This window comes from Kribbella jejuensis (assembly GCF_006715085.1).
In the GTDB taxonomy this organism is placed as follows: Bacteria; Actinomycetota; Actinomycetes; order Propionibacteriales; family Kribbellaceae; genus Kribbella; species Kribbella jejuensis.
In genome coordinates, this window is the sequence record NZ_VFMM01000003.1 from 735,465 (window position 1) to 750,002 (window position 14,538).

Annotated in this window: 17 protein-coding genes; 10 read left to right on the forward strand and 7 right to left on the reverse strand. The window is 69.0% G+C overall.

Annotated elements, in window-relative coordinates:
- The first annotated feature begins 126 nt into the window (after positions 1-126).
- Genes FB475_RS31200 through FB475_RS31210 form a run of 3 tightly spaced genes read left to right on the forward strand, consistent with a single transcriptional unit; the run spans position 127 to position 2,152 of the window.
- Positions 127-1,044 (forward strand): DUF929 family protein, encoded by a 918-nt coding sequence (locus tag FB475_RS31200; protein WP_141861030.1) that lies wholly within the window; start codon positions 127-129, stop codon positions 1,042-1,044.
- 5 nt (positions 1,045-1,049) lie between these two features.
- Entirely contained in the window at positions 1,050-1,520 is a 471-nt protein-coding gene (locus tag FB475_RS31205; RefSeq protein WP_141861031.1) for a vitamin K epoxide reductase family protein, read from the forward strand.
- 17 nt (positions 1,521-1,537) lie between these two features.
- The gene (locus tag FB475_RS31210) at positions 1,538-2,152 is read left to right on the forward strand and encodes a UdgX family uracil-DNA binding protein (RefSeq protein ID WP_141861033.1); all 615 of its coding nucleotides are present in this window, start codon (positions 1,538-1,540) and stop codon (positions 2,150-2,152) included.
- Here the strand turns inward: FB475_RS31210 and FB475_RS31215 are convergent.
- Together FB475_RS31215 and FB475_RS31220 are read right to left on the reverse strand one after the other, a co-directional pair.
- Entirely contained in the window at positions 2,141-4,483 is a 2,343-nt protein-coding gene (locus tag FB475_RS31215; protein ID WP_141861035.1) for a phosphoketolase family protein, read from the reverse strand. The two genes, FB475_RS31210 and FB475_RS31215, sit on opposite strands and share 12 nt — an antisense overlap.
- Before the next feature lies 1 nt (position 4,484).
- Positions 4,485-4,808, reverse strand: a complete 324-nt coding sequence (locus FB475_RS31220) for a plasmid stabilization protein (protein WP_141861037.1) — start codon at positions 4,806-4,808, stop codon at positions 4,485-4,487.
- A gap of 225 nt (positions 4,809-5,033) precedes the next feature.
- Between FB475_RS31220 and FB475_RS31225 the strand changes: the two genes are divergently transcribed.
- Positions 5,034-7,202, forward strand: a complete 2,169-nt coding sequence (locus FB475_RS31225; RefSeq protein ID WP_238332549.1) for a DEAD/DEAH box helicase — start codon at positions 5,034-5,036, stop codon at positions 7,200-7,202.
- Here FB475_RS31225 and FB475_RS31230 read toward each other — a convergent pair.
- Positions 7,194-7,892 (reverse strand): helix-turn-helix transcriptional regulator, encoded by a 699-nt coding sequence (locus FB475_RS31230; RefSeq protein ID WP_141861039.1) that lies wholly within the window; start codon positions 7,890-7,892, stop codon positions 7,194-7,196. The genes FB475_RS31225 and FB475_RS31230 overlap by 9 nt on opposite strands.
- A gap of 107 nt (positions 7,893-7,999) precedes the next feature.
- Here FB475_RS31230 and FB475_RS31235 point away from each other — a divergent pair, with 107 nt between their 5' ends.
- Both FB475_RS31235 and FB475_RS31240 read left to right on the forward strand, forming a co-directional pair.
- Positions 8,000-8,509 (forward strand): DUF2231 domain-containing protein, encoded by a 510-nt coding sequence (locus FB475_RS31235; protein ID WP_141861041.1) that lies wholly within the window; start codon positions 8,000-8,002, stop codon positions 8,507-8,509.
- Between the two features lie 33 nt (positions 8,510-8,542).
- Positions 8,543-8,959 carry a hypothetical protein gene (locus tag FB475_RS31240; protein ID WP_141861042.1) on the forward strand — a complete coding sequence of 139 codons (417 nt, stop codon included), beginning with the start codon at positions 8,543-8,545 and terminating at the stop codon, positions 8,957-8,959.
- Here FB475_RS31240 and FB475_RS31245 read toward each other — a convergent pair.
- Both FB475_RS31245 and FB475_RS31250 read right to left on the reverse strand, forming a co-directional pair.
- The gene (locus FB475_RS31245) at positions 8,939-9,559 is read right to left on the reverse strand and encodes a DUF1684 domain-containing protein (protein WP_202878617.1); all 621 of its coding nucleotides are present in this window, start codon (positions 9,557-9,559) and stop codon (positions 8,939-8,941) included. The genes FB475_RS31240 and FB475_RS31245 overlap by 21 nt on opposite strands.
- 20 nt (positions 9,560-9,579) lie before the next feature.
- Positions 9,580-10,224, reverse strand: a complete 645-nt coding sequence (locus FB475_RS31250; protein WP_202878618.1) for a transglycosylase SLT domain-containing protein — start codon at positions 10,222-10,224, stop codon at positions 9,580-9,582.
- Positions 10,225-10,394: 170 nt separating this feature from the next.
- Between FB475_RS31250 and FB475_RS31255 the strand changes: the two genes are divergently transcribed.
- Positions 10,395-11,096: a GAF and ANTAR domain-containing protein gene (locus FB475_RS31255; protein ID WP_141861044.1), complete on the forward strand. Its 702-nt coding sequence runs from the start codon at positions 10,395-10,397 to the stop codon at positions 11,094-11,096.
- Here FB475_RS31255 and FB475_RS31260 read toward each other — a convergent pair.
- A complete protein-coding gene (locus FB475_RS31260) occupies positions 11,093-12,031 on the reverse strand; it encodes an AraC family transcriptional regulator (protein ID WP_141861046.1) in 939 nt (312 codons plus the stop codon). The two genes, FB475_RS31255 and FB475_RS31260, sit on opposite strands and share 4 nt — an antisense overlap.
- Positions 12,032-12,115: 84 nt before the next feature.
- On the opposite strand from FB475_RS31260, the gene FB475_RS31265 reads away from it, so the two are divergent.
- Positions 12,116-12,745: a VOC family protein gene (locus tag FB475_RS31265; RefSeq protein ID WP_141861047.1), complete on the forward strand. Its 630-nt coding sequence runs from the start codon at positions 12,116-12,118 to the stop codon at positions 12,743-12,745.
- Here FB475_RS31265 and FB475_RS31270 read toward each other — a convergent pair whose 3' ends face one another.
- Positions 12,746-13,111 (reverse strand): DUF2255 family protein, encoded by a 366-nt coding sequence (locus FB475_RS31270; RefSeq protein WP_141861049.1) that lies wholly within the window; start codon positions 13,109-13,111, stop codon positions 12,746-12,748.
- A 48-nt stretch (positions 13,112-13,159) separates the two neighbouring features.
- Here FB475_RS31270 and FB475_RS31275 point away from each other — a divergent pair, with 48 nt between their 5' ends.
- Positions 13,160-13,870 (forward strand): class I SAM-dependent methyltransferase, encoded by a 711-nt coding sequence (locus tag FB475_RS31275; RefSeq protein WP_141861051.1) that lies wholly within the window; start codon positions 13,160-13,162, stop codon positions 13,868-13,870.
- Between the two features lie 85 nt (positions 13,871-13,955).
- A complete protein-coding gene (locus tag FB475_RS31280) occupies positions 13,956-14,528 on the forward strand; it encodes a dihydrofolate reductase family protein (protein ID WP_141861053.1) in 573 nt (190 codons plus the stop codon).
- Positions 14,529-14,538 lie beyond the last annotated feature (10 nt).

Sequence of the window (14,538 nt, forward strand, 5' to 3'; positions counted from 1 at the left end):
GAAGGCGTACCTTCTGTGCGGCGCCGGACCCGGGATCTGTAACCTCACGGTGACGGACAGGCAGGAACTTCCGGGGCCGATGGATAGTTGTTCTTCCGGGGTCCCGTGCGCGATCAGAGGAGAGTCATGGCAAGGCGTGTCGAACAGAAGGCTGCGGCCCGGGAGCGGATCGCCGCGCAGCAGGCCGCGCAACGGCGGGCCGAGCAGCGCCGGCGGCTTCTGCTCGCGGTCGGCGCGGTCGTTCTGGTCGTGGTGATCGTCGGTGGGCTGGTGGCGATCCGGCTGGCCGGCGGGGGCAAGAAGACCGCCACCGGGCCGAACGGCTCGGCGGACGCTGCGCTGATCAGCACCCTCTCCTCGATCCCGGCATCCACCTTCGCCACCGTCGGCAGCGCGGACGTGAAGACCGCACCGTCGGCGATCAACGACCAGCCGCCGCTGACCGACAACGGTAAGCCCAAGGTCCTCTACATCGGCGCCGAGTACTGCCCGTTCTGCGCCGCCGAGCGCTGGCCGGTGGTGGTCGCGCTGTCCCGCTTCGGCACCTTCAAGAACCTCGGCACGACGCACTCCGCGGCCGCCGACGTGCACCCGAACACGCCGACACTGTCGTTCCACGGCTCGACGTACACGAGCCAGTACCTCGTCTTCACCGGCGTCGAGACGACCACGAACGAGGTCCAGGGCAACAGCTACAAGCCGCTCGACACCCCGTCGGCCGCGGACCAGGCGACGCTGGAGAAGTACGACAACGCGCCGTACGTCGACAAGCAGAGCGCCGGGTCGATCCCGTTCATCGACCTCGGCAACAAGTTCATCGGCTCCGGCGCCACGTACGACCCCGACCTGCTGGCCGGCAAGACCCAGGCGCAGGTCGCGGACGCGATCAAGGACCCGTCGACCGCGATCTCGAAGGCGGTCATCGGGTCGGCCAACGTCTACACCGCGGCGATCTGCAAGCTGACGAACAACCAGCCGTCGACCGTCTGCAACACCGAGGCCGTCACCGCGGCCGCGGGCAAGCTCGGTGCCGCGAAGGGCTGACAAGCATGGCTGACACTGCGCAGCGCTCGACCGGGTCGTCCCTGGGCGTGATCCCGTGGGCGACCCTGGTCGTGTCGATCGCCGGGCTCGCGGTCGCGGCGTACCTGACCTACGAGCATTTCACCGCCGGGACGACGTTGGCCTGTCCCGACACCGGCGTGGTCAACTGCGCCAAGGTCACCAGCAGCCAGTACTCGAAGGTCTTCGGGATCCCGGTCGCGCTGCTCGGCCTGTTGTTCTTCGTCGGCATGACCGCGCTCTCGGTGCCGCCGATGTGGCGTACGTCGTCCCCGTGGCCGGCCCGGCTCCGCCTGGTCGGCGTACTCACCGGCGTGGTGTTCGTGTGCTACCTGATCTGGGCCGAGCTGTTCCAGATCAACGCGATCTGCCTGTGGTGCACGGTCGTGCACGCGCTCACGCTGGTGCTGTTCGCGTTGGTGATCATCCGGTTGGCCCTGGTACCGCCCGCGCCATAAGTGGGTACCGGAGCCGCATGAAAGCTCCAGGGGCCGAGCAGTGGGTGCCGCACGACGGTGGGATGCGGAAGGTTCGCGAATCGCTGCCGGACTGTCGTGGCTGTGAGCTGTGGGAGAACGCCGAGCACGTCGTGCCCGGCGAGGGACCGGTCCGGGCGCGGATGATGCTGATCGGCGAGACGCCCGGTGACCAGGAAGACAAGGAAGGCCATGTCTTCGTCGGGCCGGCCGGCCATCTGCTCGACAAGGCGCTGGTGGAGGCGGGGATCGACCGCACCCAGGTCTACCTGACCAACGCGGTGAAGCACTTCCGGTACGAGCGCCAAGGGAAGCGGCGGATCCACAAGACGCCCAGCGCCGGTCAGATCACCGCGTGCCATCCGTGGTTGACACGGGAGCTCGAGATCGTGAAACCGGCGCTGGTCGTCGTGATGGGCTCCGTCGCGGCGAAAGCTCTCCTAGGCGCATCGTTCCGAGTGACCCAGCAGCGTGGACAAAGACTGGAACTTCCCGGCAGACAGACGGCAGTCGCGACCGTGCACCCTTCGTCGGTGCTTCGATCCAACGACTTCCGCCGCGACTTCGAGCAGTTCGTCAGTGATCTGCGAACCGCCGTCGACCTACTCGGCTGACCAGCGCCAGGCGCGTACCTCCGGGAGGTCCTCGCCGTACTCCGTCACGTACGCGTGGTGCCGCGTGCGCTGATCCGCGAAGTACTGGCGGGTGGTAGCGGCATGCGGCCCCAGCGCCGGGACCCGGTCGATGACGTCCATGGCCAGGTGGTACCGGTCGAGGTTGTTACGGACGACCATGTCGAACGGAGTGGTCGTCGTACCCTCCTCGATGTACCCGCGGACGTGCAGGTTGTCGTGACCGTGGCGGCGATAGGTCAGGCGATGGATCAGCCACGGGTAGCCGTGGTACGCGAAGATGACCGGCTTGTCGGTGGTGAACAGAGCGTCGTACTCCGCGTCCGTCAGACCGTGCGGATGCTCCGCCGCGTCCTGCAGGCGCATCAGGTCGACCACGTTCACGACCCGGATCCGCAGGCCCGGGAGACGTTCCCGCAGCAGCGAGACCGCCGCCAGCGTCTCCATCGTCGGTACGTCGCCCGCGCACGCCATCACCACGTCCGGATCGCCCTCGTCGTTGCTCGCGAAGTCCCAGATGCCGGCGCCCCGCGCGCAGTGCAGCGCGGCCGCCTCCCAGTCGAGCCAGTTCGGCTGCGGTTGCTTGCCGGCGACAACGACGTTGATGTAGTTCCGGGTCCGCAGGCAGTGGTCCATCGTGGACAGCAACGTGTTGGTGTCCGGCGGCAGGTACACCCGGACGACCTCGGCCTTCTTGTTCACCACATGGTCGATGAAGCCCGGGTCCTGGTGCGAGAAGCCGTTGTGGTCCTGCCGCCAGACGTGCGAGGTGAGCAGGTAGTTCAGCGACGGGATCCGGCGCCGCCACTCCAGCCGGTTGATCGTCTTCAGCCATTTCGCGTGCTGGTTGACCATCGAGTCGACGATGTGCACGAACGCCTCGTACGACGAGAACAACCCGTGCCGTCCGGTGAGCAGGTACCCCTCCAACCAGCCCTGACAGGTGTGCTCGCTGAGAATCTCCAGCACCCGCCCGTCCGGCGACAGATTGCGATCGGTGTCGCGGCTTTCGGCGAACCACGCCTTGCCGGTCGCCTCGTAGACGGCGCCGAGCCGGTTCGACTCGGTCTCGTCAGGCCCGAACAGCCGCAGATTGTCCGGGTTCAGCCGGAACGCGTCCCGGAGGAACTCCCCGAACACCCTCGTCGGCTCCCCGTCCTCCGCACCCGGCGTCTTCACCGGGACGGCGTACTCCGCGACGTCAGGCAGCTCCAGGTCGCGGCTCAGGACACCACCGTTCGCGTGCGGGATCGACCCCATCCGACGCTCGGGAACCAGGTCGAGCAGGTCCGGGACCGGCCGGCCGTCGTCGTCGAACAGCTCCTCGGGGTGATAGCTGCGGAGCCAGTACTCCAGTTGGCGCAGGTGATCCTCGTTCGTCCGTACGCCGGACAGCGGGACCTGATGTGAGCGCCAGGTGCCCTCGACCAGCTCGCCGTCGACCGTGTGCGGCCCGGTCCAGCCCTTCGGCGTCCGGAACACGATCATCGGCCAGGCCGGGCGGACCGTCTCCTGCTTGATCTCGTCGATCCGGTCCAGGCATGCGTCGAGCGTCGCCGCCAGCGCCTGGTGGACCTCGGCCGGTTCGGACCCTTCGACGAGGTACGGCTCGTACCCGTAGCCGCGCATCAAGGCGGTCAGCTCCTCGTCGCCGATCCGGGCAAGCACCGCCGGGTTCGCGATCTTGTACCCGTTCAGGTGCAAGATCGGGAGCACCGCGCCGTCGCGGGCCGGGTTCACGAACTTGTTCGAGTGCCATGACGCCGCTAGTGGCCCCGTCTCCGCCTCGCCGTCGCCCACGACACACGTGACGAGCAGGTCGGGGTTGTCCGCCGCCGCGCCGTACGCGTGGCTGAGCGAGTACCCCAGTTCGCCGCCCTCGTTGATCGAGCCCGGGACGTCCGCTGCCACGTGGCTCGGGACTCCGCCCGGAAACGAGAACTGTTTGAACAGTCGTCCCATCCCGGCTTCGTCCTGGGTGGTGTTCGGGTACGCCGCGGTCCAGCTGCCCTCCAGCCAGGTGTGCGCGACCAGGGCCGGACCGCCGTGCCCGGGCCCGGTCACGAACAGTACGTCCCGGTCGCGCTGCCTGATCACCCGGTTCAGGTGGGCGTAGATCATGTTCAGCCCGGGCGTCGTGCCCCAGTGCCCGAGCAGCCGCGGCTTGATGTGCTCGACCCGGAGGGGTTCGCGGAGCAGCGGATTGGCGAGCAGGTAGATCTGCCCGACGGACAGATAGTTCGCCGCCCGCCAGTACGCGTCGATCCCGCGCAGCTCGTCGTCGGTCAGCGGCCTTCCGTCGATCCGCTGCACGCTAGCGCCCGACGGCCTTCGCGAGCTGGTCCTTGGTCATCTTCGAGCGGCCCTTGATGTTCTTCTCCTTGGCCTCGTTGTACAGCTGGTCCCGGGTACGCCCCTTGGACCCGCTGTGCGAGCGGAGCCCGCCACGCCGGCTCGACGAGATGTCGTCCGTCGACGTCCGGCTCTTCTGCTTCGACTCGCCGGCGCGGGCGCGTTCCTTGTTCACGGTGCGGGCCGCGATCTCCTCGGCCTTGTCTTCGCTACGACCGCGTTTCTTCAGCCCGGCCTTGATGTGCTCGTACTGGCGTTCACGCTTCGGGCTCGATCCTGCGGGCATGTCGGAGACCTCCTTCTCGTGGGACCACCCGGTACCCGGTGCCGGTCTCCAACAATCGGGCCGGGGCAGGTAGCATGGTTTCTCGATCGCGCACACAGGAGCGGTGATTCTGAGCCGTGTTCCTGGGGACCCTTTCCGGACGGCCCTCTGCACGACACCGGGTGGCGTCTCGTCGGCGGGTCGGTTCGCGCGCGGTCGGGCGTTCCGCCACGGCCTGGTCGTGGCATGACACAGGAGGAAATGTTGGCCCGACGAGGTCAGCGCCAGCCCGGCGCTACCCGTTCTGCTCCCCGTCGCCGGCGTCGTGTCCGCGAGGGCGAGTCCGACGGTCTGATCCAGGTCCTCGCACAGGCCGTGCGCGAGGTCGAGAACGCCGTCACTCGCGGTGCGATCAAGCCGTCGACGCGGACGAAGTTCCAGGTCGTCGCCCTGCTGGTCCGCGAGGAGCGGGCCCGGGTGAACGGCGACCCGGCCGCCACCGACGCGTACCGGACCGAGCAGCTGCGCCGGCTGGACGGGATCGCGACGATCCTGGCGAAGACCGCCGCGATGGAGCCGTCGCTGCTCGTCCTGCTGGCCGAGGACGCGGTGATCTCCGAGGCGGCCGCCGCGCTCAAGCGGCAGATGCTCGACGAGGCCGGCCTGGAGGTCCCGGAGGAGCCGGAACCGGCCGAACCGGTCACCGCGCCCGAGACTCCGACCCGGCGGGTGGTCCCGCAGGCCGTGGTGGCCCGGCAGCTGGCCAACCCGTTCCTCGCTCCGGACTTCTCCGCGGCCCCGTCCCGCCCGGCGGGTCCGAGCCGGCTCGGTGGCTGGGAGCTGATCGGGCCGCTGCTGCGTTCCTTCGAGCACGCCTCCGCCTCCGCGACCATGACGCTGCCGGACCCGACCTCGCTGCGGCTGGCCGGCGGCATCGAGGCGCTCCGGCTCCGCGGCCTGGAGCTGATGCCGCACCAGGCCCGGCTGATCGCGGCCGCCGCGGAGGGCCATCGGACGTTCCTGCTCGCCGACGAGCCCGGCCTCGGCAAGACCGCCCAGGCGCTGCTCGCCGCCCAAGCCGCCGAGGCGTACCCGCTGCTCGCCGTCGTACCGAACGTGGTCAAGACCAACTGGGCCCGTGAGGCCGCGCTCTGGACCCCGCGCAAGACGCCGACCGTGATCCACGGCGACGGCGACACCATCGACGGCTTCGCCGACATCGTCGTGGTCAACTACGAGGTGCTCGACCGGCACGTCGGCTGGCTCGGCGACCTCGGCTTCCGCGGCATGGTCGTGGACGAGGCGCACTTCATCAAGAACAAGAAGTCGCAGCGGTCCCGCAACGTGCTCGAGCTGTCCGAACGGATCCGGGCCCGGACCGCGCGGCCGCTGCTGATGGCCCTCACCGGTACGCCGCTGATCAACTCGATCGAGGACTTCACCGCGATCTGGGAGTTCCTCGGCTGGATCGACGAGAAGGCGCCCCGGGCCGAGCTGATGAGCAAGCTCGACGCCACCGACCTGACCCCCGCCGACCCCGGCTTCGCCGCCGCTGCCCGGGCCAGCGTGATCGACATGGGCATCGTCCGGCGCCGCAAGGTCGACGTGGCCGCGGACATCCCGGCCCGCCGGATCGCCGACCTGCCGGTCGAGCTGGACGGTGCCGTCGGGCGCTCGATCCGGGCCGCCGAGCGGGAACTCGCCGACCGGCTGGTCGAGCGGTACCGGACCGCGCTCGAGACCCGGCGTTCGGGTGTCGTGGTGGACGGGATCGACCACGAACTGGTCCGCCAGGTGGCCGGCTGGGAGCGGACCGAGATGGCCGCCAAGAAGACCGGCGACAACGTGTTCAGCCTGTTCCGCCAGATCGGACAGGCGAAGGCCGGGCTGGCCGCGGACTACGCCGCCCAGCTCGCGCAGAACGTCGGCAAGGTGGTGTTCTTCGCCCGGCACATCGAGGTGATGGACACCGCCGAGGAGCTGTTCGCCGAGCGCGGCATCCGGTACTCCTCGATCCGCGGCGACCAGACGTCGCGGACCCGGCAGAAGAACATCGATGCCTTCGTCAACGATCCCGAGGTCTCGATCGCGGTCTGCTCACTGCTCACCGCGGGCGTCGGCATCAACCTGCAGGTCTCGTCGAACGTCGTCCTCGCCGAGCTGTCCTGGACGAACGCCGAGCAGACCCAGGCGATCGACCGCGTGCACCGGATCGGCCAGGACGAGCCGGTCACGGCGTGGCGGATCATCGCCGCGCAGACCATCGACACTCGGGTCGCGGACCTGATCGACGCCAAGGCCGGCCTGGCCGCGATGGCCCTGGACGGCTCCGACGAAGAGGTCGGATCGTCCGCCGACTTCCAGCTCGAGGCACTGTCCGCGCTGCTGACCCGCGCCCTGGAGGCCTCAGCCTGACCGGTCCCCGGCGGCGGTGATCTCCACGCAGCACTCACCGCCGTCGGGATCGAGCACCGCCTCGACCGTGGTCGCTTCGAGGCCGGACAACAACCCACTCACGAAGGCGTGGTTGAGACCGCACACCGCCTCCGGCTGCGTCGCGGCGAGCGGATGGAACGGGCAGCTGTGCAACCGCACACACCCCGGCCGTGGCCGCACCGGTTCGAAGCCGGCCTCCGACAAAGTTGCCTCCGACAACGTCAGCGCGCGCTCCGCGCTGAGCCGCCCGGGCCGGGTCCGGACCCGGACCTCCTCCCCCGCCCGCTCGCCACGCCGGAACGCCGCCCGCCGCGAAGACTCCAGCGGGCTCTCCTGCTCGTCGCCGAGCACTCCGTCGAGCAGGATCGCGGCGAGCAGATCCGGCTGCCGCGGCGGGATCGACACCCGCACGTCGGCGTCGGTCGGCTCGTACAGCTTCGGTGCCCGGCCGACCTTGCGCAGCCGGCCGGCCTGCTCGAAGTGCGAGCGCAGCAAGCCGGCTTCGACGAGCCGCTCGAGATGGAACGCCGCCAGCTTCCGGGAGATCCCCACCTCGGCCGCCGCGTCGTCCCGGCTGATCGGCCGCCCGGCCCGCCGGGCGAACGCGAACATCCGCCGCCGCGACTCGTCCCCGAGCGCCGCCAGCGCCTGGATCGCGGCGTCGTCCATCCCCTCACGATAACGGACACGCCGATGGCCAAAAAGCCACCGCGGTCAAGGTCTTGACCGTGGTCGGCGAATAAGACCAAACTCAATTGGTGAAATAAGGAGGCCCGATGTCCGAACGGCAGACGGCAGCGAAGCACCCGGTGAGCGCGATGCTGACCGGACCGTACGGTCACCCGTTCCACCCGGTCCTGGTCACGATCCCGATCGGCGCCTGGGTGGCGAGCTTCGTCTTCGACATCGGGTCCCGGGCGGCGCCGGACGCGTCGTACCTGGTCCGGTCCTCGACCTGGCTGATCGTGATCGGCATCGCCGGCGCGTTGGTGGCCGCGAGCGTCGGACTGCTCGACTTCTTCACGCTGCCGAGCGGTACGCCGGCCTTCCGCACCGGCCTGATCCACCTGAGCCTGAACGTCGCGATCACCGTGGCGTACGCCGGGAACGTGCTGTGGCGCGGCGGCGAGGCCGACCAGGTCGGGATCGGGCCGATCCTCCTGTCGGGCGTCAGCTTGGTAGCCCTGCTCGTCTCGGGCTACCTCGGGGGCAAGCTGGCGTTCCGGTACGGCGTCCGGGTCGCCGAAGAGCACGACCAGGCCGAGGGTTTCGAACCGAGTAGCTGACATGAACCGACCTGGAGCTGACAGGGAGCTGACATGGACATCGCCGCACTGATCACCTGGGTGATCACCGCGCTCGGGGGCTTCTATCTGCTCTACACCTGGATCAGCCGCGGCGGGCCGCGCAAACCCAGCACGAGCCGCTTTCCGCCGGGGCTGATCTTCGGGCACTTCGCGCTCGCCGCGATCGGGCTGGTGCTCTGGATCATCTACGTGATCACCGACAGCGAGACGCTGGCCTGGATCGCCTTCGTGCTGCTCGTACCGGTGGCGTTGCTCGGGTTCACCATGCTCGCGCGCTGGCTGCCGACGTACCGCAATCGGGCCACGGCCGCTGCGGATCCCCCGGCCGAGCGGCACTTCCCGATCGCGGTCGTCGGCGGCCACGGCCTGTTCGCGGTGGTGACCGTCGTCCTGGTGCTGCTGACCGCGCTAGGCGTCGGCGGAAGCTGACGTCAGTTCGCCGACCGGCAGCTCGACGCCGAGGCTGTTGGTCGCCGGGGCGAGCGGGCAGGTCCACTCGGGGCTGTAGGCGCAGGACGGGTTGTAGGCGAAGTTCAGGTCGACGACGAACCAGCCGCCGGCCAGGTCGCTGCCCAGGTCGGCGCCTTTGACGGTGTCGATCAGGTAGCGGCCGCCGCCGTACGTCTGCCTGCTGGTGTCCTTGACGGGCACGAACAGGCCGCCGCCGTACGACTCGAGCCACCAGACGTCGAGGTCGCCGATCGGCAGGTGCAAGGTGCCTACGCGAGAGAAGGGAATCGTGCCGTCCGTCGCCGACTCGAACTCCCAGTTGTCCGGTTTCACGTCGGTATCGATGGTGGTTTCGAAGCGGTACTGCGGGTCGTAGGGGGCGACCGGCGCTCCAGGGTAGGTCTCGCGCTGCTCGTCCGGGACCGGAGAAGCTGGGTGGTTCATCAGCAAGTTGTTGCGGGCGGCTTGCCAATAGGCGTGGGCTTGCGCCGGGTCGGGCTCGGTGCGGATGGCGCGGTACAGCTCGAAGACCTGGCGGCGCCAGTCGGCCACGGCCAGGGCGGGGGCTGGAAAGGTCACGGTTCTCCTCGTCGGCTTGGTCAGTTCTGCAGGGCTTCGGCCGAGTCGGCCCAGTACTTGTGGATGCGGTCCAGGTAGGACTGCGCCTGCGGGCCGGCTTTGCGGCCGCGGGCGAAGATCCGCATGTTGCCGCCGCCCGCGTTGTAGCCGAGGGCAAGCAATTCGTCCTTGGTGTAGAGCCCGGCGCGCTTCGCGGGCAGCCGCTTCGCGAGGTCGTGCAGGTGCCAGGCGGCGGCCTCGATGGCGAGTGCCGGGTTGTCCGGCAGCTCCTCCCACTTCCGCTTCGCGAAGTCCCGGCCGCGTTTGGTGTCGTCGAACGCGGCCTTGTGCATGTTCGCGATCCCGAACGCCGGATCCGAGTCCACCTCGGCCCACTGCCGCTCGAACTTCGGGTCGTGCGGCTTGTACGACTCGGCGTACAAGATTGCCATCAGCAACTGTGGGTTGATCCCTGCCTGCTTGGCGTAGCGCCGTACGTCGGTCGCGAAGTGCGCCGGGTCGTAGTCGTCGTACCAGGGCTTCACGGCCGTCGTGGTGGCGCTGGGCTTCGTCACTGTGGGCGTTGAGCTGGTTACTGGTTTCCCGGCGGTGTTCTTGTCCGAACAGGCAGCCCAGAAACCGACGCACAGTACGCCGACCGCGACCCAACCCCAATGCTTCGCCACCTGCACTCCTCCAACTTAGCCGTACGACGAACCACGCCTGTCCGAAGAGCGAAAATTCTGCCGCCGACCCGGCCAATTGGAGCGGAACCGGGCCGCCACACCGCATGATGTATCCACGGCGGCCGGGGAGTCCGGAGGGGGCGCCGACGCCGGCACGCCAGGAGACCTGCATGTCGTTCATCGACCCGACCACCGATGGCACCGCGGACACGTTCGCGCGGCTCGCCATCGAGCTGCACGACGCCCCGGGCGTCGAGGAGACCGTCGACGCGGTGGTCGAGTTCGCGCTGCAGGCCCTCAACTGCACGTACGCCGGGGTCGCGTTCGCCGCGCGGGGCGCCCGCCTGGAGGTCGCCGCGGTCACCGATCCGGTGGTCGCGGACATCTACGAGCTGCAGATCAGCAACGAGGACGGTCCGCTGGTCACGGCGATGCGCGAGCAGACGCCGGTGCTGATCCGGGACACCGCCGCCGAGACCCGGTGGCCGGTGTGGGCCGGGAAGGTCGCGGCTCTCGGGGTCCGCAGCGTCCTCGACGTACCGCTCACCGCCGGGCCGGTCCCCCGGCGTACGGTCGGCGTGCTCGGTCTGTACAGCCCCGACGCCGACGCGTTCGGCCCCGACGACGAGGCGGTCGCGCACATTCTGGCCAGGCATGCGTCGGTCGCCCTCGCGTCGGCGCGGCACGAGGCCTCGCTGGCCCAGGCGGTCGACGCCCGGAAGCTGGTCGGTCAGGCGATGGGCATCCTGATGGAACGCTTCGGCATCGACGCCGACCGGGCGTTCGCCGTCCTGCGGAGGTACTCGCAGGACACCAACACCAAACTGCGGGACGTCGCGCAGCAGCTCATCGACACCCGGAAGCTGCCCTAGCTGTTCAGCGTCGTACTCGGTAGCTCGCCGTACAGATCTCGGTACGCGGCGGTCATCCGGCCGTGGTGGTGGAAGCCCCACCGGGCCGCGATCGCCGCGACGGTCGTCTCGGTCGGGTCGGCGGCCAGCAGCTCCGCACGTACCTCGGCCAGCCGGAGGCGGCGGAGGTGGTCCAACGGCGTGGAGTCGAGGTGCCGCCGGAACGCCGCCTGCAGCGCGCGTACGGTGACACCCGCCGCGGCCGCGATGTCGGCGACGCCGATCGGCTGGTCGAGGTGGGACTCCATGTACGCGAGGGCGCGCTGGACCGTTCCGGGATGCGCCGCACGACCCTCGGGCTCGGTCATCGTGGTGTTCGGGAAGGTCGCCAGCACACTCGCGGCGAGCAGGTGCGAGGCGGAGGCGAGCACCAGCGGCGACTCCTTCACCAACGGGTTGCGCAGCACCTGGTCGCCGAGATAGGCGATCGTCCGTGACAGGTGCTGGGCGGCGTGCCGCGACTGCGGCCGGTGCCCGAGCAGCCGGACCGGTGCATCCTGCTTCCGGCTGACGCCGGCGACCTTGGTCAGCAGCGCGGGGTCGAACATCGTGATCGTGTACGACGAGCGGCAGACCTTCCCGGAGTACGGCCGGTCCGGAGGCGCGAACGAGACCAGGTCGCCCGGCCGGAACGCGTCCTCCCAGCCGTCCGTGGCGTGGTCCTCGACGCTGCCGGTGTACACCTCACAGAGACAGAGCTTGCCGAGCGGATCGGCGTCGTAGCTCATCTCGAACCCGATCTCGAGCCGGTCCACACTGATCGAGCCGGCCGCAGCACGCGCGATCCGGGTCCGCACCGTCGAAGACCCGCCACCGATCTGCATCTTCGTATAGGCCCGGTTCAGGAACTCCTCGGTCTCCCCCAGGTCCCGGCTCTCGAACAGCATCGACTCCATGCGCCCAATAGTGCCCGGCAATCCCGCGACCGGAACATCAACGGCGCCCCGCGCACTCGGGAAAGCGCTTGCTAGGGTTGGCCCATGATCTACGAGCTGAACCACGTCGGCGGCCGGGTGCGCGATCTCGAGGCGAGCCTGGCGTTCTACAGTGCGCTCGGCGCGGAGGTCGTCGACCGGTTGTTCATGCCGGGCGCGCGGGTCAGCCGGGTGCACCTCCAGCTCGCGACCGGTCTCATCGAGTTGCTCCACCACGAAGACCCGCAGGCGACGTACGGGCTGAACCATGTCGGGTTCATGACCGACGACCTGGACGGTGACTGGGCACGGCTGATGGCGCTCGGGTACGGCGAGCTGTCGTCACCACGCGTGGCCGGCAGCGGGCAGGGGCGGCTCGCGTTCCTGTCCGACCCGAACGGCGTCCGCGTCGAGCTCCTGCAGCGGTCCGAAGAGTTCCGGGTCGCGCCGATCACGACCGGCCCGGTGCAGGCGCTCTCGTACGTCGGAGTCGCAGCAGCGAACCTCGACGCCGCGACCCAGTTCTACGGCACCCACCTCGGCATGGAACAGGTCGCCGACGACACGTTCCGACTGGGCGCGGACGCGGTCAAACTGTTGCCCGCAGCAGCTGACCCGATCGACCACCTCGGTCTCGCCGTCGCCCGCACCGGCACGGAGCAGGACCCGGACGGCAACCGGCTCAGGTTTGGCTGACTAGCGGGGCTCGACCCGGAGGGTGGTGGGCTTCGCCGTGGCGTTGGTGATCGCGCGGGTGGACGAGCCGTTGCCGTACTTGGTGAAGTACGCGGCGTCGATCTCGTCGTCGGCGGTGTCGTCCGGGACGAACGTCACGTCGCGGGTCTCGCCGTCCCACGAGATCGCGCCCTCATGGTGGCGCACGACTCCCTTGTACCAGCCGCCTTCCGCGCCGCGGACCGACCGCACGTACAGCCGTCCGTCGACAACGACGTGCCACACGATGGTCAAGGTCCGCAACGATCCGTCCTGCCGGCGCCCGGCAACCCGAATCTCGTCGATCCGGTCCAGCGTGCGGAGTTCGTCAGGTGTCCAGGTGGTCATACCTTCACGCTACGTGGCTGTGGCACGCGAAGGCCCTAGGCTGAGCCGATGTTCGACTACGAGGCCGAAATGCGGTTCTATCAGCCGCGGTTTCGTGCTGCCTGTGGGGTGCGGGCGGGCGATCGGGTGCTCGACATCGGGTGTGGGAGTGGGCAAACGACCCGGGATGCGGCGCTGGACGCGGCGCCCGGGGTTGTCCTGGGTGTGGACATCTCGGAGAACAGGCTCGCGCAGGCGCCGCGTCTCGCCAATGTCAGCTACCTGCTCGCCGACGCCGCGACGTACGAGTTCGAGCGGTTCGACGTAGGCATCAGCCGCTTCGGGGTGATGTTCTTCGCGGATCCGGTGGCGGCTTTCTCGAACCTGCGGCGGGCTTGCGGACGGATCGTGCTGATGGTGTGGCAGCCGCGGGTCGAGAACGAGTGGGCGCGGGTGATCCCGGCGGCACTCGGCGGGGCGTTCCGCGACGACTCGCCGTTCTCGCTGGGTGATCGCAGCCGGGCGCGAGGCATTCTCACGGCCGCGGGGTTCGCCGAGCCGACGTTCACGGAACTGCGGGAGCCGGTGTATTACGGCCCCGACGTACAGACGGCGTACGACAACGTCCTTCAGCTTCATGAGCCGCAGAAGCTCCTGGCCGAGCTCGACCCGGCGGCTGCCGACCGCGGGCAGGAGGCGTTGCGGGAGACCCTCGCAGCCCATGACACCGGCGATGGGATCCTGTTCGACTCCGCCGTCTGGATCATCGAGGCGATGTGACTGGGGTCACATTCTCGGGTTGTCTATTCCGCGACGGCCTGGTCGACGCACGGGCAAGAGCACACCTACGAAGGAGCAGCACGACATGCGTAAGTTGATCACCACCGCGTTCATCTCGCTCGACGGCGTCGTGGAGGGGCCGGGCGGCGAGCAGGAGTACCGGAACGCCGGCTGGACCTTCAAGGACATCCCGTTCGAGCCGGCGGCGTACGCGATGAAGGGCGAGGAGCAGGAGGAGGCCACCGCGCTACTGCTCGGCCGGGTCAGCTACGAGGCGTTCGCGCCGGTGTGGCCGACGATGCCTGAGTTCCCGGGCTACCTGGCGATGCCGAAGTACGTCGTCTCGACCACGCTCCAGGAGAGCGACCTGGTGACGAACTGGAACGAGATCCACATCCTCCGCTCCCTCGACGACGTCGCCGCCCTGAAGGAGACCGAAGGCGGCCCGATCATCGTCAACGGCAGCGCCACGCTGAACCGCAACCTGTCCGACGCCGGCCTGATCGACCAGTACAACCTCCTGGTCTTCCCGGTCCTCCTCGGCGCCGGCAAACGCCTCTTCAGCGAAGCCGACCGCGACAAGCAGCAACTCACCCTCACCTCCAGCGAGACCTACCCCAACGGCATCCAAAAACTCCAGTACAACGTCCAACACTGACCCTGTACTA